General features: G+C 63.8%; 18 protein-coding genes and 1 pseudogene. 12 read left to right on the top strand and 7 right to left on the bottom strand.

All coding sequences use genetic code 11. The features are described 5' to 3' along the window. Nucleotides 1-6: 6 nt before the first annotated feature. The gene (locus OKW43_RS19340) at nucleotides 7-1,347 is read right to left on the bottom strand and encodes a branched-chain amino acid ABC transporter substrate-binding protein (RefSeq protein ID WP_429449148.1); all 1,341 of its coding nucleotides are present in this window, start codon (nucleotides 1,345-1,347) and stop codon (nucleotides 7-9) included. 186 nt (nucleotides 1,348-1,533) lie between these two features. Here OKW43_RS19340 and OKW43_RS19335 point away from each other — a divergent pair, with 186 nt between their 5' ends. From OKW43_RS19335 to OKW43_RS19325, 3 genes are all read left to right on the top strand, one after another. Next, a complete protein-coding gene (locus OKW43_RS19335) occupies nucleotides 1,534-2,085 on the top strand; it encodes a hypothetical protein (RefSeq protein ID WP_429449146.1) in 552 nt (183 codons plus the stop codon). A gap of 229 nt (nucleotides 2,086-2,314) precedes the next feature. Then, nucleotides 2,315-2,950, top strand: coding sequence for a carbonic anhydrase (locus tag OKW43_RS19330; protein WP_429449144.1), 636 nt, complete (start codon nucleotides 2,315-2,317; stop codon nucleotides 2,948-2,950). A 107-nt stretch (nucleotides 2,951-3,057) separates the two neighbouring features. Next, nucleotides 3,058-4,620 (top strand): SulP family inorganic anion transporter, encoded by a 1,563-nt coding sequence (locus OKW43_RS19325; RefSeq protein ID WP_429449142.1) that lies wholly within the window; start codon nucleotides 3,058-3,060, stop codon nucleotides 4,618-4,620. A 125-nt stretch (nucleotides 4,621-4,745) separates the two neighbouring features. On the opposite strand, the gene OKW43_RS19320 is transcribed toward OKW43_RS19325, so the two are convergent. From OKW43_RS19320 to OKW43_RS19295, 6 genes are all read right to left on the bottom strand, one after another. Beyond that, nucleotides 4,746-6,293: a 2-isopropylmalate synthase gene (locus tag OKW43_RS19320; RefSeq protein ID WP_429449140.1), complete on the bottom strand. Its 1,548-nt coding sequence runs from the start codon at nucleotides 6,291-6,293 to the stop codon at nucleotides 4,746-4,748. A 371-nt stretch (nucleotides 6,294-6,664) separates the two neighbouring features. Further along, entirely contained in the window at nucleotides 6,665-7,537 is an 873-nt protein-coding gene (pssA, locus tag OKW43_RS19315; protein ID WP_184059340.1) for a CDP-diacylglycerol--serine O-phosphatidyltransferase, read from the bottom strand. A gap of 24 nt (nucleotides 7,538-7,561) precedes the next feature. Continuing rightward, entirely contained in the window at nucleotides 7,562-8,200 is a 639-nt protein-coding gene (locus OKW43_RS19310; protein WP_129959634.1) for a phosphatidylserine decarboxylase, read from the bottom strand. A gap of 133 nt (nucleotides 8,201-8,333) precedes the next feature. After that, the gene (ilvC, locus tag OKW43_RS19305) at nucleotides 8,334-9,350 is read right to left on the bottom strand and encodes a ketol-acid reductoisomerase (RefSeq protein ID WP_008920617.1); all 1,017 of its coding nucleotides are present in this window, start codon (nucleotides 9,348-9,350) and stop codon (nucleotides 8,334-8,336) included. Nucleotides 9,351-9,455: 105 nt separating this feature from the next. Next, nucleotides 9,456-9,947, bottom strand: coding sequence for an acetolactate synthase small subunit (gene ilvN / locus OKW43_RS19300; protein WP_027197202.1), 492 nt, complete (start codon nucleotides 9,945-9,947; stop codon nucleotides 9,456-9,458). 124 nt (nucleotides 9,948-10,071) lie between these two features. Further along, nucleotides 10,072-11,835, bottom strand: coding sequence for an acetolactate synthase 3 catalytic subunit (locus OKW43_RS19295; protein WP_429449137.1), 1,764 nt, complete (start codon nucleotides 11,833-11,835; stop codon nucleotides 10,072-10,074). A 356-nt stretch (nucleotides 11,836-12,191) separates the two neighbouring features. Between OKW43_RS19295 and OKW43_RS19290 the strand changes: the two genes are divergently transcribed. The 9 genes and pseudogenes from OKW43_RS19290 (at nucleotide 12,192) to OKW43_RS19250 (ending at nucleotide 19,001) form a co-directional block, all read left to right on the top strand. Continuing rightward, a complete protein-coding gene (locus OKW43_RS19290) occupies nucleotides 12,192-12,755 on the top strand; it encodes an RNA polymerase sigma factor (RefSeq protein WP_187635148.1) in 564 nt (187 codons plus the stop codon). Beyond that, entirely contained in the window at nucleotides 12,752-13,183 is a 432-nt protein-coding gene (locus OKW43_RS19285; RefSeq protein WP_429449135.1) for a DUF3619 family protein, read from the top strand. The genes OKW43_RS19290 and OKW43_RS19285 overlap by 4 nt, the downstream gene beginning before the upstream one ends. Before the next feature lie 16 nt (nucleotides 13,184-13,199). After that, entirely contained in the window at nucleotides 13,200-13,973 is a 774-nt protein-coding gene (locus OKW43_RS19280; RefSeq protein WP_429449133.1) for a DUF3106 domain-containing protein, read from the top strand. A gap of 21 nt (nucleotides 13,974-13,994) precedes the next feature. Next, a pseudogene (locus OKW43_RS19275) lies at nucleotides 13,995-14,504 on the top strand (RDD family protein); the annotation flags it as partial. 170 nt (nucleotides 14,505-14,674) lie between these two features. Continuing rightward, nucleotides 14,675-15,616 (top strand): UDP-2,3-diacylglucosamine diphosphatase, encoded by a 942-nt coding sequence (locus tag OKW43_RS19270; RefSeq protein WP_187635016.1) that lies wholly within the window; start codon nucleotides 14,675-14,677, stop codon nucleotides 15,614-15,616. Nucleotides 15,617-15,664: 48 nt separating this feature from the next. Continuing rightward, nucleotides 15,665-16,696 (top strand): glycosyltransferase family 4 protein, encoded by a 1,032-nt coding sequence (locus OKW43_RS19265; RefSeq protein ID WP_429449130.1) that lies wholly within the window; start codon nucleotides 15,665-15,667, stop codon nucleotides 16,694-16,696. Nucleotides 16,697-16,718: 22 nt separating this feature from the next. Next, nucleotides 16,719-17,405, top strand: a complete 687-nt coding sequence (locus OKW43_RS19260) for a diacylglycerol kinase (protein ID WP_429449128.1) — start codon at nucleotides 16,719-16,721, stop codon at nucleotides 17,403-17,405. A gap of 280 nt (nucleotides 17,406-17,685) precedes the next feature. Continuing rightward, on the top strand, nucleotides 17,686-18,411 hold the full coding sequence (locus tag OKW43_RS19255) for a TetR/AcrR family transcriptional regulator (protein WP_187635018.1): 726 nt from the start codon (nucleotides 17,686-17,688) through the stop codon (nucleotides 18,409-18,411). Between the two features lie 2 nt (nucleotides 18,412-18,413). Then, complete coding sequence (locus OKW43_RS19250) at nucleotides 18,414-19,001, top strand: TIGR00730 family Rossman fold protein (RefSeq protein WP_429449125.1); 588 nt, start codon at nucleotides 18,414-18,416, stop codon at nucleotides 18,999-19,001. Nucleotides 19,002-19,063 lie beyond the last annotated feature (62 nt).

The following is a 19,063-nucleotide window of genomic DNA, read 5'->3' as shown; positions in this document are numbered from 1 at the left end:
GGTGGCTCAGGGGCGCTGCATCCGGCAGACTGTCGGCAACACCGTGCGCTCGGCCGATAGCGCCAGCACCGTGCGGAAGCCATACCCGGAGCCTTCGTTGTCGAAACGCACGCCGGGCGTGCCGGCCTTATCCATCAGCATCACGTAAAGGGGCTGGACCAGTTGATGATCGTCGGCGCGCATCCACGATGCGTGAAAACCGCTGTCGAAGCGTACGCCCTCGAGCGCTTTGGCGACCGCCGTCGGATCGGCGCTGCCGGCGCGGTTCATCGCGGCGGCGAGCGTTTCGATCATCAGTGGCATGCGCAGCACCGGATAGTCGTCCTGCGCGGCCGGAAAGCGCGCGCGGAACGCCGCGTACCACGCGTCGGATGCCGCGCCGCTGACGTTCGGATGCCACTCTGCCACCGCGATCACGTGACCCACGCCCGCGTCGCCGAGTGCGGACGGCGCGCCGAGGCTGTTGCCATAGAACGTGCAGAACTTCGTGTCGAGGCCCTGCTCGCGCGCCGCCCTCACGAGCAACGTCAGGTCGTTGCCCCAGTTCCCGGTGATCACGGCGTCCGCGCCGCTCGCGCGGATTTTTGCGATATACGGCGCGAAATCCTTGACGCGGCCGATCGGATGAAATTCGTCGCCGACCACCGCGATGTCGGGGCGCTTCGCCGCAAGCGCCGAGCGCGCGAGGCTGCTCACGTCGTGGCCGAAGCTGTAATCCTGGTTCAGCAGATAGACTTTTTTTACCGCCTTGTCGCGCTCGATCACATCGGCGAGCGCGGCCATGCGCATGCCCGCGTGCGCGTCGAAGCGGAAGTGCCAGAAGCTGCAGTCCGCGTTGGTGAGCGCGAGGTCGTCGGCCGAGTAGTTGAGGAACAGTTCGCGGTTCTCCGGTTCGCGGCTGTTCTGCTTGTCGATCGCGCCGATCAGTGCTGCGGCGACCGCTGAGCTATTGCCTTGCAGGATGTAGCCGATATGGCGATCCGCGGCCGCGCGCAATTGCGTCAGCGCTTCCTCGGTGCTGCCCTTGCTGTCGAGCACCACAAGTTCGAACGGATGCGCGCCGTCCGCGAGCTTCACGCCACCGTGCGCGTTCACCTGCTCGACGCCGAAGCGCAGATTGCGCTCGACCGCCGCGCCCGCGTTCGCGAATGGGCCAGACATGCCTTCTATTAGCGCGAGCTGGATTGGCGTACCCGTAGGTTTGCCGGGGGCCGCAACGGTCCCCTGCGCGGACGCTGGATTCATGGCCATCGCCGCCCGATTCGCCGCCGCCACGCCGACTCCCGCCACCGCCATCGAAATCGCCGTCAGCGCAACCGCCGCCGCCCGTTGCCACATCGTCGTCATGGTGCCCCGCCTGAATCTTCGAAGCGCGGATCATAGGACGACGCGCGGGGAATAGGCAAGCCGGCGCATCCGTTACCGTTTCGGGGCGACGCACGTTCAGGCAGCGCCATTCATTCGCCACAGCGCGTGTCAAAATAGTGCGTCTCGATGATAAGAACCGCTATTCAAACGCCATCGGAGGAATACATGTCGAACCGCCACCACCGCACGGCGGCCTCTATCACCGCCCCGGCCGGTGCGGGTCTGCGCCGCGCCGCGCTCGTTTGCCTCAGCGTGCTTGCGCTCGCCGGCTGCGCGCAGCCGTGGCAGCAATATCAACAGGGCGCGGACGCATCGACGGTCATCGCGCGCCTCGGTCCGCCGCGCGAAACCTACGATCTGCCTGACGGTGGCAAGCGCCTGATGTGGCCGACCCAACCGATGGGCGAGACCACCACCGCCGCCGACATCGACGCGGCCGGCAAGCTCGTCGGCATGCGCCAGGTGCTGCAGCCCAACGAGTTCTACCGCGCCGAAATCGGCAAATGGACGCGCAGCGACGTGCTGGTGAACTTCGGCCGCCCAGTCGAAACGTCGTACTTTCCGCTAATGAAACGCGAAGTCTGGACCTATCGCTATCTCGAAGACAACGTCTGGTACATGCTGTACAGCTTCTACTTCGACGATCAGGGCATTCTGCGCCTGACGCAGAAGACCCCCGACCCGCTGCACGACCCCGATCGCCGCAGCCTGTTCTGAGCGCTGAGCGCCCTCTTTGTAGGAAGCGCCAAAACCTCAAAAAAGCCGCCTTCGATAGGCGGCTTTTTTATTCTTTGAGCATAAAGAAGAATTTTATCCTGTTTGCGTCAACCATTTTGCGCCGGAAAGGTTATTGTAAACCCCGTTCGGGTGCCGGCTTGCGATCAGCCGCGCGGCTGCTGTCGACGTCCGGTGCCAGGTCAATTGCCTCTCTTACGGAGTTGCTACGATGAACCGTCCCAAACACCTGCTGGTCGCCAACGTCGCGTGGGCCCATGAAACCGCGACGCGCAATCCGGCATTCTTTCGCGACCTCCTGCGCGGACAGAATCCACACATCCTGTGGATCGGCTGCTCGGACAGCCGCGTGCCCGCCGAAACGATCACGCATTGCGAGCCCGGCGATCTGTTCGTCCATCGCAACATCGCCAATCTGTTTTATCCCGACGACGACAACGTCGCGAGCGTGCTCGAATACGCGGTGCGGGTGCTCAAGGTCGGCCATGTGATCGTCTGCGGCCACTACGGCTGCGGCGGCGTGCGCGCCGCGCTGCTGCCGCCGGATCCCGCGCTACCCCATTTGAACCGGCGTATCGCGCCGCTCTGCTCACTGGCAAAAACGCATCGCTCTGAACTGCACGGCGCGGCGACCGAGTCGGGTCGCGTCAACCGCCTCGCCGAGCTGAACGTGCTCGAACAGGTACGGCAGCTACGGGCTAGCCCGATCGTGCACGAGGCCGATGCGCCGCCGCTCGTGCACGGCTGGATCTTTGCGCTCGACGACGGGCGCATCAAGGTTCTCACATCCGGTTATACCGCCGACGACGCGATGACTTGCACGACCGCCGCGCACAGTGCGGCCTAGCGAAGCGCGTCGCCCCCCATTCGACCGCGGACGGAGCCGACAGCGGAATCGTCATCAAGCCATACCCGTTAATCGCCCGCCGCCCCTACCTCTCGCTCTTCGACAACATGAATCCTCAAACCTCTTTCGCCGCGCTCCAGCGCGACGTGCTCGCCGGCACCGCCGTTTTTCTGGTGGCGCTGCCGCTTTGCCTCGGCATCGCCCACGCATCGGGTGTCGACCCGTTTGCGGGGCTGGTGTCCGGCATCATTGGCGGGCTCGTGGTCGCCGCGCTGAGCGGCTCGCGCCTGAGCGTAAGCGGCCCGGCCGCGGGCCTCGTCGTGATCGTCGTCGACGGCATCGCGCGGCTTGGCGGCTTTTCCGCCTTCCTGCTGGCCGTCCTGCTGTCGGGCGTTATCCAGTTCGGCTTCGGCATCCTCAAGGCCGGCCGGTTCGCGGCCTACGTGCCGTCGCCGGTGATCAAGGGGATGCTCGCAGCCATCGGCGTACTGTTGATCGTCAAGCAGTTTCCCGCCGCGCTGGGCCTGTCCGGCACCGGTGCCTCCGTTCAGTCCGCGGCGGCGGTCGCAACGCCGCTCGGCACGATCTCGCCGACCGCCGTTCTGATCACGCTAATGTCGCTCGCGATCCTCGCCGGCTGGGAAACGCGCGCGCTGCGCCGCTTCGCTGTCGTGCGCATCATGCCTGCGGCGCTCGCGGTGGTGCTTCTCGGCATCGCCGCGACGCTCGCGCTGGATCTCGTCGCGCCATCGCTGGCGCCGGCCGCAGAACGACGGGTCGCGTTGCCGTCGCTCGAATCGTTTGCGGCACTGCGGGCCGCCCTCGGGTCGGCCGACTTCGGACCGCAGTTCGCCCATCTCATCAATCTCGACATATGGCGCGTTGCGGTCACGATCGCCATCCTCGCGAGCCTCGAAACGCTACTGAGCCTCGAAGCGGTCGAGCAGATCGATCCGGAGCGCCGCCGCGCGCCGCCCGATCGCGAACTCAAGGCGCAGGGCGTGGGCAATCTGATCGCAGGTGCGATCGGCGGCCTGCCGATCACTGCGGTGATCGTGCGTAGCTCCGCGAACGTGCATGCCGGCGCAAAAAGCCGGCTCTCGGCGATCGTTCATGGCGTATTGCTGCTCGTCAGCGTGTTCGCGCTCACGAGCGTGATCAACCTGATCCCGCTCGCCTGCCTTGCCGCGATCCTGATCTTCACCGGGTTCAAACTCGCCAAGCCGTCGTTGTTCGCCGGGCTCGCGCGACAAGGATTCGCGCCGTTCGCACCGTTTGTCGTCACTCTCGTGGGTGTGCTCGCCACCGACCTGCTGATCGGCATCGTGCTCGGCATCCTGTGCAGCATGCTGTTCGCGCTGTATGCCAACCTGTGCGGCCCGATCGTGCTCGCGCAGCATGGCGATCACTACCTGCTGTCGTTTCGCAAAGACGTGTCGTTTCTTGGCAAGGTGCCGCTCAAGCACTATCTGCAGCAGATTCCGGATGGCGCCACCGTCATCGTCGACGCGACGCGCGCCGATTTCGTCGATCATGACGTGCGCGAGCTGCTGAACGCGTTCGTCGCCGATGCGCCCCGCCGCGGCATCAGCGTCGACGTCAAATATCAGGTCCGCGAGCACGCGCGCGCAACGCGCGGCTGGTCCCTGCGACGCACGGCGGCGGAGTGATTCCTGGATATCGCGTCACCGCGCCCGCGCGGTGACGGCGAAAAAAAGCCCCGCGTGCCAGGCACCGCGGGGCTACTGCTTCGCTCTCACTCGAGATTGCGCGCTACCCGCGCAGCAAGCTCGCGTTACTCCGAGCGCTGCGGATTCAACTTGTCCGCACTCGAATACAGCTTGTTGAGCGCCGAAAAATACGCCTTCGCAGATGCCGCGACGATATCCGGATCGGTGCCCACACCGTTGACGATGCGTCCGCTTTTCGACAGCCGCACGGTGACTTCACCCTGCGCCTGCGTGCCAGTCGTGATCGCGTTCACCGAGTACAGCAGCAACTCGGAGCCGCTGCCCACTTCCGTTTCGATCGCGTTGAGCGTGGCGTCGACCGGGCCGTTGCCGCGCGCTTCGCCGGTGATCTCTTTACCCTCCACCGAGAACACGACCTTCGCGTGCGGCTGCTCGCCGGTTTCCGAATGCTGCGACATCGACAGGAACTTGTAGTGCTCTTTCTCGTGCGCTTCCGCCGATTCCTCGTTGACGATCGCGATGATGTCTTCGTCGAAAATCTCCGACTTGCGATCGGCGAGCTCCTTGAAGCGCGCGAACGCGGTGTTCAGTTCGGCTTCGCTTTCGAGCGCGATGCCGAGCTCCTGCAGCCGCTGCTTGAATGCGTTGCGGCCCGACAGCTTGCCGAGCACGATCTTGTTCGCGGACCAACCCACGTCTTCCGCGCGCATGATTTCGTAGGTATCGCGCGCCTTCAGCACGCCATCCTGATGGATGCCCGACGCGTGCGCGAATGCGTTCGCGCCGACCACCGCCTTGTTCGGCTGCACGACGAAGCCAGTGATCTGCGACACGAGCTTCGAAGCCGGCACGATTTGAGTCGTATCGAGGCCGACGTCGAGTCCGAAATAATCCTTGCGGGTCTTCACCGCCATCACAATTTCTTCGAGCGATGTATTGCCCGCGCGCTCGCCGAGACCGTTGATCGTGCATTCGACCTGGCGCGCGCCGCCCAGCTGCACGCCGGCGAGCGAATTCGCGACCGCCATGCCGAGGTCATTGTGGCAATGCACGGAGAACACCGCCTTGTGCGAGTTCGGAATGCGCTCGCGCAGCGTCTTCACGAGCTGGCCATAGAGTTCCGGCACGCCGTAGCCGACCGTGTCCGCGATGTTGATCGTGGTCGCGCCTTCGGCGATCACCGCTTCGAGCACTCGGCACAGGAAGTCCATATCCGAGCGACTGCCGTCTTCCGGTGAGAATTCGACGTCGTCGGTGAACTTGCGTGCGAAACGCACCGCGAGCTTCGCTTGCTCGAATACCTGCTCGGGCGTCATGCGCAGCTTCTTCTCCATGTGCAGCGGCGACGTCGCGATGAACGTGTGAATGCGGAAACGTTCGGCGGCCTTCAATGCGTCGGCGGCCCGCTGAATGTCCTTGTCGTTTGCGCGCGCGAGCGAGCAGATCGTGCTGTCCTTCACGAGACCCGCGATCGTATGGATCGCGTCGAAGTCGCCGTTCGAACTGGCCGCGAAGCCCGCTTCGATCACGTCGACTTTCATCCGCTCGAGTTGCTTGGCGATGCGGATCTTCTCTTCCTTCGTCATCGACGCGCCGGGCGATTGCTCGCCATCGCGCAGCGTGGTGTCGAAAATGATCAGTTTGTCGGACATGTCGGGCCTCCTCGGAAGTCGTTCAGATGTGGGACTTTGGTTTTGGAATGGGACGATGGGCGCCGCCGCTGGCGAGGTAGGGCGATCGCGATGGTCGCCGCCGGTGCGGACGGAACGCAAAAAAGCATAAGGGCATGAACGAAGCGTGATGGCGCGGCGCAGCGAACGGTCTCGCCGACCCGGCAAAATCGGCCACACTCACGTACTGATCCGACGACTATAGCGGCATTCCAGCGACCGCGCAATGCGCGCCGGCACGGCCTGCGGCGCGGTCCGAAGCGACCTCGTAAGGGCAAGAATCAACAAAAAACGGCAGCTCGTGAGCTGCCGTTTTTTTCGTACGTCGCTGCGATGCAGCATGGTTCAGAGCGTCACCGGTCATGCGAGATCGAACGCGCCGGATTGGCCCTGCCGCGCACTGCCTGATACGCCCAGAACACGTAGCCGGACAGACCGTACAGCACGAACAGACCGAACAGCATCAACGGCGGATCGGACGACACCAGCACGAACGCGACCACCACCAGCAGGATCACGCCGAACGGCACGCGATGCCGCACGTCGAGTGCCTTGCCGCTGTAGAACGGCGCGTTGGACACCATCGTCACGCCCGCATAGATGGTCAGCACGAACGCGACCCACGGCAGCCAGACGAGCTTCAGCGGCACGCGGTTGTCGGTGGCAAGCCACACGAAACCGGCGATCAGCGCCGCCGCGGCCGGGCTCGGCATGCCTTGGAAAAAACGCTTGTCGACCACGCCGATATTCGTGTTGAAACGCGCAAGCCGCAGCGCCGCGCCCGAGCAATAGACGAACGCGGCGAGCCAGCCCCATCGCCCGAGGTCTTTGAGGATCCACTCGTACATCACGAGCGCGGGCGCAACGCCGAACGACACCATGTCGGACAGGCTATCGAACTGCTCGCCGAACGCGCTTTGCGTATGCGTCATGCGCGCGACGCGGCCGTCCATGCCATCGAGCACCATCGCGACGAAGATCGCGATCGCCGCGATCTCGAAGCGCACGTTCATCGCTTGCACGACAGCGAAGAAGCCGCAGAACAGCGCGGCCGTGGTGAACGCGTTCGGTAGCAGGTAGATGCCGCGTTTTCTGAGGAACTGCTGACGCTGCGCGCGCCGGCTGTCAGCGACCGGCGACTCCGTGACCACCGGCGGCTTGTTGCGGCGAAACGGCCGCGGCAGCGGTCCGCTGCTACGGGGTCGACGCGGTTTGAATGCGGCCATTCGGACAACCTCCTGTATGCCGCTTTACAGCTCGGCGAGGATCGTGGACGACGCCGACACCTTCTCGCCGATCGACACGCGCGGACGGCTGCCCACCGGCAGATACACGTCGACGCGCGAACCGAAGCGGATGAATCCGTAACGCTGGCCGCGGGTCAGCGGCTCGCCTGCACGGACGTAGCAAAGAATGCGCCGCGCAATCAGCCCGGCGATCTGCACCGACGTGACCGTCTGGCCGCCGGCCATTTCGATCACGACCGCGTTGCGCTCGTTCTCGAGTGAGGCTTTATCGACCGCCGCGTTCAGATAGGCGCCAGGAAAGTATTCGACCTTCGAGATTGCACCGTCGACGGGCGAGCGCTGCGAGTGCACGTTGAACACGTTCATGAACACACTGATCTTCAGCGCTTCGCGATTCGCATAAGGGTCATGCGCGGTTTCGACCGCGACGATACGACCGTCGGCGGGACATAGCACCGCGTTGGCCTGCGTCGGAATGGGACGCGCCGGGTCGCGGAAGAACTGCACGACGAAGATCAGGATCAGCCAGAAGAGCCACGCAATGCCGAACCCCGCGAAGGCGTGAACCAGTAATGCAACGACGGCCGCGATGGCGATGAACGGCCAGCCTTCTCGCGCGATGATCGGATGAGGGTAATTCATGGATGGCTTCTGTGTTTTTGTAAAACCATAGGATAGCAAAAGCCGCCCAGGGTTCAGCACCCTTGGACGGCCTTTTGACTGTTCCGGCCGCCGCGCCGAAAGCGCCGCGCCGGACCTCGTTACGTCGAGACCCTTAGTTCTTCGACTGGTCGACGAGCTTGTTCTTCGCGATCCACGGCATCATCGCGCGCAGCTTCGAGCCAACCTGCTCGATCTGGTGCTCGGCCGTCAGACGGCGACGCGATTGCAGCGTCGGCGCGCCAGCCTTGTTCTCGATGATGAAGCTCTTCGCGTACTCGCCGGTCTGGATGTCGGTCAGCACGGCCTTCATCGCCTTCTTCGTTTCAGCGGTCACGATCCGCGGACCCGTCACGTACTCGCCGTACTCGGCGTTGTTCGAGATCGAGTAGTTCATGTTCGCGATGCCGCCTTCGTAGATCAGATCGACGATCAGCTTCAGTTCGTGCAGGCACTCGAAGTACGCCATTTCCGGCGCGTAACCCGCTTCGACCAGCGTTTCGAAGCCGGCCTTGATCAGGTCGACGGTACCGCCGCACAGCACAGCCTGCTCGCCGAACAGGTCGGTTTCGGTTTCTTCGCGGAAGTTCGTTTCGATGATGCCGGCACGGCCGCCGCCGTTAGCCGCGGCGTACGACAGCGCGATGTCGCGCGCCGCGCCCGACTTGTCCTGCGCAACCGCGATCAGGTGCGGCACGCCGCCACCTTGCGAGTAGGTGCCGCGAACCGTGTGGCCCGGCGCCTTCGGCGCGATCATGATGACGTCGAGGTCGGCACGCGGGATCACCTGGCCGTAATGAACGTTGAAGCCGTGCGCGAACGCGAGCGCTGCGCCCTGCTTGATGTTCGCGTGGACTTCCTTCGCGTATACGTCGGCGATCTGCTCGTCCGGCAGCAGCATCATGACGACGTCCGCGCCCTTGACCGCTTCCGCGACTTCCTTCACTTGCAGGCCGGCGTTTTCAGCCTTGCTCCACGATGCGCCGCCCTTGCGCAGACCGACCGTGATATTCACGCCGCTTTCCTTGAGGTTCAGCGCGTGCGCATGGCCTTGCGAGCCATAGCCGATGATGGTGACCTGCTTGCCCTTGATGAGGGAGAGATCGGCGTCCTTGTCGTAGAAAACTTTCATGTCGGTTCCTTGGCTAGATTCGATGATTCACAGAAATTCAGGTACGGCGAAATTGGTGCTGCGAGCCGGGGGATGCCGCGTTGCCCGGCCTTGCGAAACGCGACGTCAGACCTTCAGAATGCGCTCGCCGCGACCGATGCCCGAGCTGCCCGTGCGGACCGTCTCGAGAATCGCCGTGGAGTCGAGCCCGTCGATGAAGGCGTCGAGCTTGTCGCTCGCCCCCGTCAATTCGATCGTGTAGGTCTTTTCGGTGACGTCGATGATGCGGCCGCGGAAAATGTCCGCCATCCGCTTCATCTCCTCACGTTCCTTGCCGACCGCCCTCACCTTGATCAGCATCAGCTCGCGTTCGATATGGGCGCCCTCGGTAAGGTCGACCACTTTCACCACCTCGATCAGGCGGTTCAGATGCTTCGTGATCTGTTCGATCACGTCGTCCGAGCCAACGGAGACGATGGTCATGCGCGACAGCGAACGGTCTTCGGTCGGCGCCACCGTCAAGGTTTCAATGTTGTAGCCGCGTGCCGAGAACAGCCCCACCACGCGCGAAAGCGCGCCCGGTTCGTTTTCCAGCAGGACGGAAATGATGTGTCTCATGTTTCGCTTCTTCCAGATGTTTTGTCGATGTCCGCGAGCGGAGCGGCGCCGCTTCGCCTGCCCTCGCCTTTTGTGAAGGCGCGCATCGCGAAGCCGGCGCTGGAATTATCCAGACGCCCCGTCGTTAAAGATCTTCCGAACCCATGAGCATCTCGGTGATGCCCTTGCCGGCCTGGACCATCGGCCAGACGTTTTCGGTCGGATCGGTCTGGAAGTCGAGAAACACCGTGCGATCCTTCAGGCGCAGCGCTTCCTTCAGCGCCGGTTCGACATCGGCGGTACGCTCGATGCGCATGCCCACGTGACCGTACGCTTCGGCGAGCTTCACGAAGTCCGGCAGCGCATCCATGTACGAATGCGAATAGCGCTTGCTGTATTCGATCTGCTGCCACTGGCGCACCATGCCCAGATAGCGGTTATTCAGCGAAATGATCTTGATCGGCAGCTCGTACTGCTTGCAGGTCGACAGCTCCTGGATGCACATCTGGATTGAACCTTCGCCCGTGATGCACAGCACGTCGTCGTCCGGATGGGCCATCTTCACACCCATCGCGGCCGGTAAGCCGAAGCCCATCGTACCGAGCCCCCCGGAGTTGATCCAGCGACGCGGCTTATTGAACTTGTAGAACTGCGCGGCCCACATCTGGTGCTGGCCGACGTCGGAGCACACGAACGCGTTGCCGTCGGTCAGCTCCCACGCCTTTTCGACCACATACTGCGGCTTGATGATGTCGCTCTTGCGGTCGAACTTGAGACAGTCTTTCGCGCGCCAGCCTTCGATGTCCTTCCACCAGTCGGCGAGCGCCGCGGTGTCCGGGCCATGCTCGGCCGTCTGCAACTGCTCGATCAGTTCCTTCAGCACTTCCTTCACGTCGCCGACGATCGGGATGTCGACCTTGACGCGCTTGGAAATGGAAGAGGGATCGATGTCGATATGGATGATCTTGCGCGGCCGCGACGCGAAGTGATTCGGATCGCCGATCACGCGGTCGTCGAAGCGCGCGCCGATCGCGATCAGCACGTCGCAGTGCTGCATCGCCATATTGGCTTCGTACGTGCCGTGCATGCCGAGCATGCCGAGGAATTTTTTGTCGCTCGAGCGGTAGCCGCCCAGACCCATCAGCGTATTGGTGACTGGATAGCCGAGCAGATCGGCGAACTGGTTCAGCTCACGCGACGCATCCGCGAGCACGATGCCGCCGCCGGTGTAGATATAGGGGCGCTTTGCCGACAACAGCAGCGACACCGCCTTGCGGATCTGACCGGAGTGGCCCTTCGTGACCGGGTTGTATGAGCGCAGCGAAACGCTCTTGATCGGCTCGTATTGGCACGGCGTCTTCGACACGTCCTTCGGAATGTCGATCAGCACTGGGCCGGGACGGCCGGTACGGGCGATGTAGAAAGCTTTCTTGACGGTGGCGGCGAGATCGCGCACCTCCTTCACGAGGAAGTTGTGCTTGACGCAGGGACGCGTGATCCCGACCGTGTCGCATTCCTGGAATGCATCCTGACCGATCGCGGCAGTCGGCACCTGGCCGCTGATCACGACCAACGGGATCGAATCCATGTAGGCGGTGGCGATGCCGGTCACTGCATTGGTGACGCCGGGGCCAGAGGTCACGAGGCACACGCCGACCTTGCCGGTGGAGCGCGCGTAGGCGTCGGCAGCATGCACGGCGGCCTGTTCGTGGCGCACGAGCACATGCTGGAATTTGTCCTGCTTGTACAGCTCGTCGTAAATGTAGAGTACCGAGCCGCCGGGATAGCCCCAGATGAACTCGACGTCTTCGTCGGCCAGTGCCTTCATGAGCACGGTGGCGCCGATAGAGTCTGCTTCGTGATGGGGGGTCGTATCCGACGTGGAGAATTCCGCGCTGGGCATATTCATTGATTGACCTTTCGAATTTTCGGCAAAAAATTGATCGGGTGCTCTCTGCCGGGCTTGTGGCTCGGGTTCAAGCGGCGCGTCCAGTTGACAGGCGGGCTTCTTGGGCCCCACCTCAATTGAGACAACTCACTTATGTTGCGAACCTGCGACGATAGCGGCTGCCACGCTGGTGGTCAAGCAAATATTGCCGTGGCTCGCGCGCCGGAGCCCGCGACCGGGTGGAACGTCGACCGTCAGGCAAATGCAAGCTTCGAGCGGGTTTCGCCCTATCGGAGCAAAAGTTTGTTAGCATCCGCGAGTTTTACGACATTTTTCGACCGATTACGCGCACGCTTGCTGCGCCGACCCCCACACGGATGGCATCAGACAAGGAACTCGCCGATTTTCTGGCGGGCGTCGAAAGGCGCGCATTCAAGCAGACGGTCTACGCCGTGCGGGACGACGATGCGTCCCTCGACATCGTGCAGGACGCGATGATCAAGCTCGCCGAGAAATACGGCGACCGTCCGGCTGCCGAGCTACCGCTATTGTTTCAGCGTATTCTGCAGAATGCGACGCACGACTACTTCCGCCGTGCCAAAGTACGCAACACATGGGTTAGTCTGTTCTCGTCGCTCGGCAATGCCGACGACGACGAATTCGATCCGCTGGAAACCCTTGCGGCCGAGACGGGTTCAACCGCCGCGGAGAGCAACGAACAGAAGTTGGAACGCGAGCAGGTCCTGCAGTTGATCGACGACGAAATCCAGAAATTACCGGCACGTCAACGGGAGGCGTTTCTCATGCGTTATTGGGAGGATATGGATGTCGCCGAGACTGCCGCTGCAATGGGCTGCTCCGAAGGCAGCGTGAAAACGCACTGCTCGCGGGCCACCCACACGCTGGCGCAAGCGCTCAAGGCGAAAGGAATTACGCTATGAGCTCCCTCGAAAACACAGAAGTCGAGTTTGCGCGTCAACTGCGTCGCGCGCTCGACGAAACCACCGCCAGCCTCCCTCTTGCCACCGTCGACCGGCTCGCCGCCGCGCGTCGCGTCGCGCTGGCTCGCAAGAAGCCCGAAGCCGTCAGTGCACCGGCGTTCGTGCCCGCGTTCGCCGGCATGCCACCCCGGATGGCGGGACTGCCGCAAGGAGGTCTGGAGCCGCGCCGGCGCTGGCCGCTGCGCCGCTTCGCGCTCGCGTGGCCGCTCGCCGCGCTGGTCGTGAGCCTGATCGGCATCGCGTACTGGGAAGACCACCAGCGCACCGCCGAACTCGCCGATATCGATGCCGCCATGCTAAGCGACGACCTGCCGCTCAATGCCTATCTCGACCACGGCTTCAACGCGTATCTTTCACGCGCCCACTGAGCGGGAGATTCCTCGGGTGAGTTACAAGCGCGGCCTGGCCGTTGTTTTCGGATGCACGATCGCGGCACTGGTGTCGTTTGCCGCGACGTATCCGCGCTTTCACCCGAGCCCGTCGTCGGCAGCCAATCCGTCGCCCGGTGTCAACGTCGCCGCGCCTGCGCCCCCACCCCAACTGTCCGTTGAATTGCCCGGCCTGCCGGGTAGCAATAGCCCGCTCGCGTGGTCGCGTCTGAGCGCCGCCGACCATGCCGCGCTCGCGCCATTCGCATCGCAATGGGATTCCTTTAGCGACGAACGCAAGCGCAAATGGATCAAGATCGCATCCCGATACGCGAAGATGTCGCCGGATGCGCAAAAGCGCCTGCATGAGCGCATGAGTGAATGGGTACGCATGACGCCCGATCAGCGCCGTGTCGCGCGCGAGAACTACCAGGTTTCGAAGCAGTTGCCGCGCGAAGCGCGCCAGAACGCGTGGAAAGCGTACCAACAGTTGCCCGAAGAAACGAAGGAGCGGCTCGCCGCCAGTGAGCACAAGCGGCGCCCTAGCGTCGTCAGCGCGCTGCCGTCGGGCCGCAACGAGATCAAGGGCATCGACCGGCTCGTGAACGCGCGCGAGCACGCCTCCGGCGCCAGCGGTGCCGCGGTGGCGAACCCGGCGCCAGCCGCCTCGGCACCGGCCGCGGCCCCGCTGCCAGCGTCGCCCGCGATTCCGGCGGCGGGCAGCTTCGTGCCGGCAACGCCGCTGCCAGTGTCGCCGGCAGAAGCGCCGGCAATCTTCCACGGCTCCTGATTCCGATTTCGAGCCCGTTACGTGTCCCAGCCGCTTGCCCCTCCGAACCTGCCCGCCGCCGCACCCGGCGGCACGGCGCCCACCGTCCGGCGACGGCTGGCGGCACTGCTCTATGAAGCGGTCATTCTGTTCGGCGTCGTGTTCCTCGCCGGCTATCTGTTCAGCACGCTGACGCAGCAGCGTAACGGACTCGCGCATCACAATCTGCTCGCCGCCTGGATTGGCATCGTGGTTGGGGTGTACTTCGTCTGGTTCTGGACGCATGGTGGCCAGACGCTGCCGATGAAAACCTGGCGGTTACGGGTGGTCGGCGCTGATGATGCGCCGGTTTCGGTCGGGCGGGCGATTGGGCGGTATTTGTTTGCGTGGTTGTGGTTTTTGCCGCCGCTGGCGTTGCATCCGATGCTTGGGTTGCCCGTGCCGCAGACGCTTGCTGTTGCGGGTGTCTGGTTCGTGGTGTGGGCGGCAAGTGGGCGGTTTGATCCGCAGCGGCGGTTTTTACATGATCGGCTTGCGGGGACGCGGGTAGTTTGCCGTTATGCGCTGAGCGCGCGTCTCTTGGCTTTGTTCCTTGCGGTGTTGGCCAGAACAACGAAAAAACAGGCCCGCCAGGCCCGCCGTAATAAGAACTTCTCATGACTGTCACGCCGCAGTCACGCGCGCCCGGCCCAATACGGGCACCGCCACTCGACGCGTGAGCCATGGACCCCAATACGTCCGCGACTTCCCTGTTTCGTCAAACCGACCCGAGCGTCGACCCCGTCGCGTTCCGGCCCGCCCCGGGTTCTACCCATCACGGCCTGCCGCTGCCGGCGACGCCATCACTCGATGCCCACGCCGGCCATCCCGACGACAGCCACGACGATCCGCACCGTTATCGCACGATCTGGCTTTCGGATATCCACCTCGGCTCGAGCGGCTGCCAGGCAGGCTATCTGCTCGACTTTCTGCGCCATAACGAATCGGAGTACCTGTACCTGGTCGGCGACATCATCGACGGCTGGCAGTTGAAGAAAGGCTGGTACTGGCCGCAGGCGCACAACGACGTCGTGCAGAAAGTGCTGCGCAAGGCGCGCAAAGGCACCCAGGTCATCTACGTGCCCGGCAATCACGACGAAGCCGCGCGCCAGTTCTGCGATCTCGCGTTCGGCGACATCCACGTGCGCGGCGAAGCGTTTCACACGACGCTGGCCGGCAAGCGGCTGTGGATCGTGCACGGCGATCTGTTCGACGGCGTGATCCAGCACGCGAAATGGCTCGCCTATCTGGGCGACACGCTGTACACGATGATTCTGGTGCTGAACCGCTGGTTCAACCGGATCCGCAGCAAGCTCGGCTTTCCTTACTGGTCGCTGTCGCAATACCTGAAGCATCAGGTCAAGAACGCCGTCAACTTCATCTCGTCGTTCGAACGCGTGATGACCGACGAAGCGCGTCGCCGCGGCTGCGACGGCGTCGTCTGCGGGCACATCCACAAGGCCGAGATGCGCGAGATCGACGGCGTGCTCTATTGCAACGATGGCGATTGGGTCGAGAGTCTGTCGGCGCTCGTCGAGACCTATGAAGGCGAGCTCAAGGTGATCTTCTGGACCGCGCTGCGCGCGCCCCAGGCGGGCACGCAAAAAGCCCGCGCCACTGCCTGAGCACGTCCACTCTCTACTTCCACAGGGCCCGCAGCGATGAACAACGCGATGAAGATCATGATCGTCACCGACGCATGGGAGCCGCAGGTCAACGGGGTCGTGCGCACGCTGAAGAACACGCGGCGCGAACTCACCGCGCTCGGCCATCAGGTCGATCTGCTGACACCGCTCGAATTCCGCACCATCCCGTGCCCCACTTATCCGGAGATACGCTTGTCGCTGTTGCCGCGCCGCCGGGTGCGCGAGCGCATCGACCGTTTCGCGCCCGACGCATTGCACATCGCGACCGAAGGTCCGCTCGGCATGGCCGCGCGCGCGTATGCGCTGGAGCATAAGCTGCCGTTCACGACCGCGTATCACACGCGCTTTCCCGAATACGTGCAGGCGCGCTTTCGCATCCCGCTCGCGGCAACCTACAAATTTCTGCACTGGTTCCACAAACGGTCGCTCGCGGTGATGGCGCCGACGCCCGTCGTCAAGCAGGACCTCGAGAAGTTCGGCTTCACGAACGTCGTGCTGTGGACGCGCGGCGTCGATCTCGAGATCTTCCGCCCGATGGACTCGAAGGTGCTCAACACCGCTCGGCCGATCTTCCTGTACGTCGGACGCGTGGCGGTCGAGAAAAACGTCGAGGCATTTTTGCAGCTCGATCTGCCCGGCTCGAAGTGGGTCGCGGGCGAGGGTCCGGCACTGGCCGAGCTGAAGTCGCGCTATCCGCAGGTCAACTATCTGGGCGTGCTGTCGCAAGCCGAACTCGCGAAAGTCTACGCGGCCGCCGACGTCTTCGTGTTTCCGAGCCGCACCGACACGTTCGGCCTCGTGCTGCTCGAAGCGCTCGCATGCGGCACGCCGGTGGCCGCCTATCCGGTCACCGGCCCGATCGACGTGCTCGGCGACGGCGGCGCGGGTGCGATGCATGAGGATCTGCGCGAAGCCTGTCTCGAAGCACTGAAGATCGATCGAGCGGAGGCGCGCGCGTGGGCCGAGCGCTTCTCCTGGGCGGCGGCGTCCGCGCAATTCGCCACGCATTTGAAGCCGCTGCGCGGCGCGACGTATCGCGAGGAAAGCGCCGCCGCGTGACGCGGCGCGCGCGGAGCTATTCATGCGAAGCAGTCGATCCAGCGCTGAAGGCGCGTCGAACGGCGCGCTACGCGCCGTCGAGTCCGCCCGCGACACCACGAGCATCGAACCGTTCGACGATGTACGCGAGCCGGGTGTGACCGGGCACACGGATGTCACGCCCCGGGTGAACGGCGCCAACAAGCCGATCAAGGGCGACACGAACGTCGCAGAGGACGCGCAACGCAACGCTACGCACGACACGACTCACGACTCGACCCGCGACGCCCCTCACGAACCGCTCAGCCCCGACGACCCCCTCGCCCCGCTGCCCTTCAACCCCTACAAAGGCAACCGCGGCCTCACGCGCGCGTGGCATGCGATGAAAAACTCGCTGGCCGGCTTTCGCGTCGCGATTCGTGAGGAAAGTGCGTTTCGTCAGGAACTCACGCTGGCCGCGATCCTGATTCCGTGCGGCCTCGTCGTGCCTGTCGATCCCGTGTCGCGCGTATTGCTGCTCGGCTCGGTGCTGCTGGTGCTGATCGTCGAGCTGCTCAATTCGAGCGTCGAAGCGGCGATCGACCGGATCTCGCTGGAACGCCACGAGTTGTCGCGCCGCGCGAAGGACCTCGGCAGCGCGGCCGTGATGGTCGCACTCGGCATGTGTCTGATGACGTGGGGGGTGATCGTCGGGCCGCTTATCGTCGGCTGGATTCGTGCGTGGCTTTGATGGCTCGATGCGGGTTAAAGCGCACGCCCGGCCACGTCCCACGGAATGGAAATCCGCACCGCCGGTTGGGTATTAGAACGCTCGGTTTATAATCGTTCGATGGTCTCACAGGACAGCGCCGGCGCAACGCAACACCGTCGGACCTCATCCTGCCCTTTCGAGGGGCCCGCCGCATGGCGGTGGGTTCGGGAGCGCTCAAAATACCAACCGCGTCCGGGTGGAGCACGCAGCAGCGGCACGCCGCCGCGCGCCCAGCCCGGCATAACCAGGGCCGGACGACATGGAAGCCAAACCTCCCCGCCGCACGCGCGAACGGATTCTCGAACTGTCGTTGAAGCTGTTCAACGAAATCGGCGAGCCGAACGTCACGACGACGACGATCGCCGAGGAAATGGAAATCAGTCCAGGCAACCTGTACTACCACTTCCGCAACAAAGACGACATCATCAACAGCATCTTCAGCCAGTTCGAGCAGGAGATCGAGAAGCGTCTGCGTTTCCCCGACGACCATCGCGCGACCATCGACGAAATGTGGTCGTACCTGCAGTACATGGTCGATTTCACGTGGCGCTACCGCTTCCTGTACCGCGACCTGAACGACCTGCTCGCGCGCAACCGCACGCTCGAGACGCACTTCAAGCAGATCATCAGCCACAAGGTGCGCTTCGCGAGCCAGTTCTGCGAGCAGCTCGTCGCCGACGGCGAAATGGTCGCGACGCCGCAGGAATTGGAGGTGATCGCGACCAACGTCGGCGTGATCGGCACGTACTGGCTGTCATATCAGTTCGTGATGAATCCGCGCAAATACAACGAGCAGGAAGCGATCCGCGAGGAGTTGCATCAGGTGAGCGTGCAGATCGTCTCGCTGATGGCGCCCTACCTGCGCGGCCGCTCGCGGCAGCTCTTCGACGACCTCGTCTCGGGCAAGCTGCCCAAGCGCGAGTTCTACGACTACCTGCCCCCCCGTGAAGGCGCCGCGCCTCGCAACGAATCGAAGGACAGTTGAGCATGAAGTCGGTGTGTGTGTATTGCGGCTCCTCGATGGGAGCCAAACCGTTGTATGCGCAGGCGGCGCGCGCCTTCGGCCGCGCGCTGGTCGAGGCCGATCTCGCGCTCGTCTACGGCGGCGGCAAGGTGGGGCTGATGGGCGTCATCGCCGATACCGTGATGGCCGAAGGCGGCCGCGCGATCGGCGTGATTCCCGAACTGCTGGTCAGCAAGGAAGTGGGCCATAACGGCCTGACCGACCTGCACGTGGTGCCCGACATGCATCATCGCAAGAAGATGATGGCCGAGCTGTCCAATGCGTTCGTCGCGATGCCCGGCGGCGCGGGCACGCTCGAGGAGCTGTTCGAGGTCTTCACGTGGGCACAGCTCGGCTACCACGGCAAACCGGTTGCACTTCTCAACACCGGCGGCTTCTACGAGCCGCTGATCCGCCTGCTTCAACACACGGTGGACGAAGGCTTCTTGCGCAAGACCTATCTCGACATGCTGCAGATCGACGCCGATCCGCTCGCGCTGATCGGCAAGCTGCAACGCTACGCGCCGCCCGCGCGCGACAAATGGGCGGCGGTGCAAAGCGACGCGGTCTGAATCCCGCTTGGTCGAACCCGAGCGAGGCGAGCCGCGCGTACAGCGTTCCCTCCATGAGGTTG

Source organism: Paraburkholderia sp. WC7.3g, from assembly GCF_050436345.1.
Classification (GTDB): Bacteria; Pseudomonadota; Gammaproteobacteria; order Burkholderiales; family Burkholderiaceae; genus Paraburkholderia; species Paraburkholderia podalyriae.
This window is presented reverse-complemented; position numbering and strand designations above follow the sequence as displayed.

Bases quoted from the DNA above. Each gene is read 5' to 3' on its own strand.
- OKW43_RS19260 (WP_429449128.1), top strand. From the start codon at position 16,719: ATGCGAAGCAGTCGATCCAGCGCTGAAGGCGCGTCGAACGGCGCGCTA.
- OKW43_RS19320 (WP_429449140.1), bottom strand. From the start codon at position 6,293: ATGTCCGACAAACTGATCATTTTCGACACCACGCTGCGCGATGGCGAG.
- OKW43_RS19270 (WP_187635016.1), top strand. From the start codon at position 14,675: ATGGACCCCAATACGTCCGCGACTTCCCTGTTTCGTCAAACCGACCCG.
- pssA (WP_184059340.1), bottom strand. From the start codon at position 7,537: ATGGCCGCATTCAAACCGCGTCGACCCCGTAGCAGCGGACCGCTGCCG.
- ilvC (WP_008920617.1), bottom strand. From the start codon at position 9,350: ATGAAAGTTTTCTACGACAAGGACGCCGATCTCTCCCTCATCAAGGGC.
- OKW43_RS19290 (WP_187635148.1), top strand. From the start codon at position 12,192: ATGGCATCAGACAAGGAACTCGCCGATTTTCTGGCGGGCGTCGAAAGG.
- ilvN (WP_027197202.1), bottom strand. From the start codon at position 9,947: ATGAGACACATCATTTCCGTCCTGCTGGAAAACGAACCGGGCGCGCTT.
- OKW43_RS19265 (WP_429449130.1), top strand. From the start codon at position 15,665: ATGAAGATCATGATCGTCACCGACGCATGGGAGCCGCAGGTCAACGGG.
- OKW43_RS19285 (WP_429449135.1), top strand. From the start codon at position 12,752: ATGAGCTCCCTCGAAAACACAGAAGTCGAGTTTGCGCGTCAACTGCGT.
- OKW43_RS19340 (WP_429449148.1), bottom strand. From the start codon at position 1,347: ATGACGACGATGTGGCAACGGGCGGCGGCGGTTGCGCTGACGGCGATT.
- OKW43_RS19310 (WP_129959634.1), bottom strand. From the start codon at position 8,200: ATGAATTACCCTCATCCGATCATCGCGCGAGAAGGCTGGCCGTTCATC.
- OKW43_RS19295 (WP_429449137.1), bottom strand. From the start codon at position 11,835: ATGAATATGCCCAGCGCGGAATTCTCCACGTCGGATACGACCCCCCAT.
- OKW43_RS19330 (WP_429449144.1), top strand. From the start codon at position 2,315: ATGAACCGTCCCAAACACCTGCTGGTCGCCAACGTCGCGTGGGCCCAT.
- OKW43_RS19325 (WP_429449142.1), top strand. From the start codon at position 3,058: ATGAATCCTCAAACCTCTTTCGCCGCGCTCCAGCGCGACGTGCTCGCC.
- OKW43_RS19335 (WP_429449146.1), top strand. From the start codon at position 1,534: ATGTCGAACCGCCACCACCGCACGGCGGCCTCTATCACCGCCCCGGCC.
- OKW43_RS19255 (WP_187635018.1), top strand. From the start codon at position 17,686: ATGGAAGCCAAACCTCCCCGCCGCACGCGCGAACGGATTCTCGAACTG.
- OKW43_RS19250 (WP_429449125.1), top strand. From the start codon at position 18,414: ATGAAGTCGGTGTGTGTGTATTGCGGCTCCTCGATGGGAGCCAAACCG.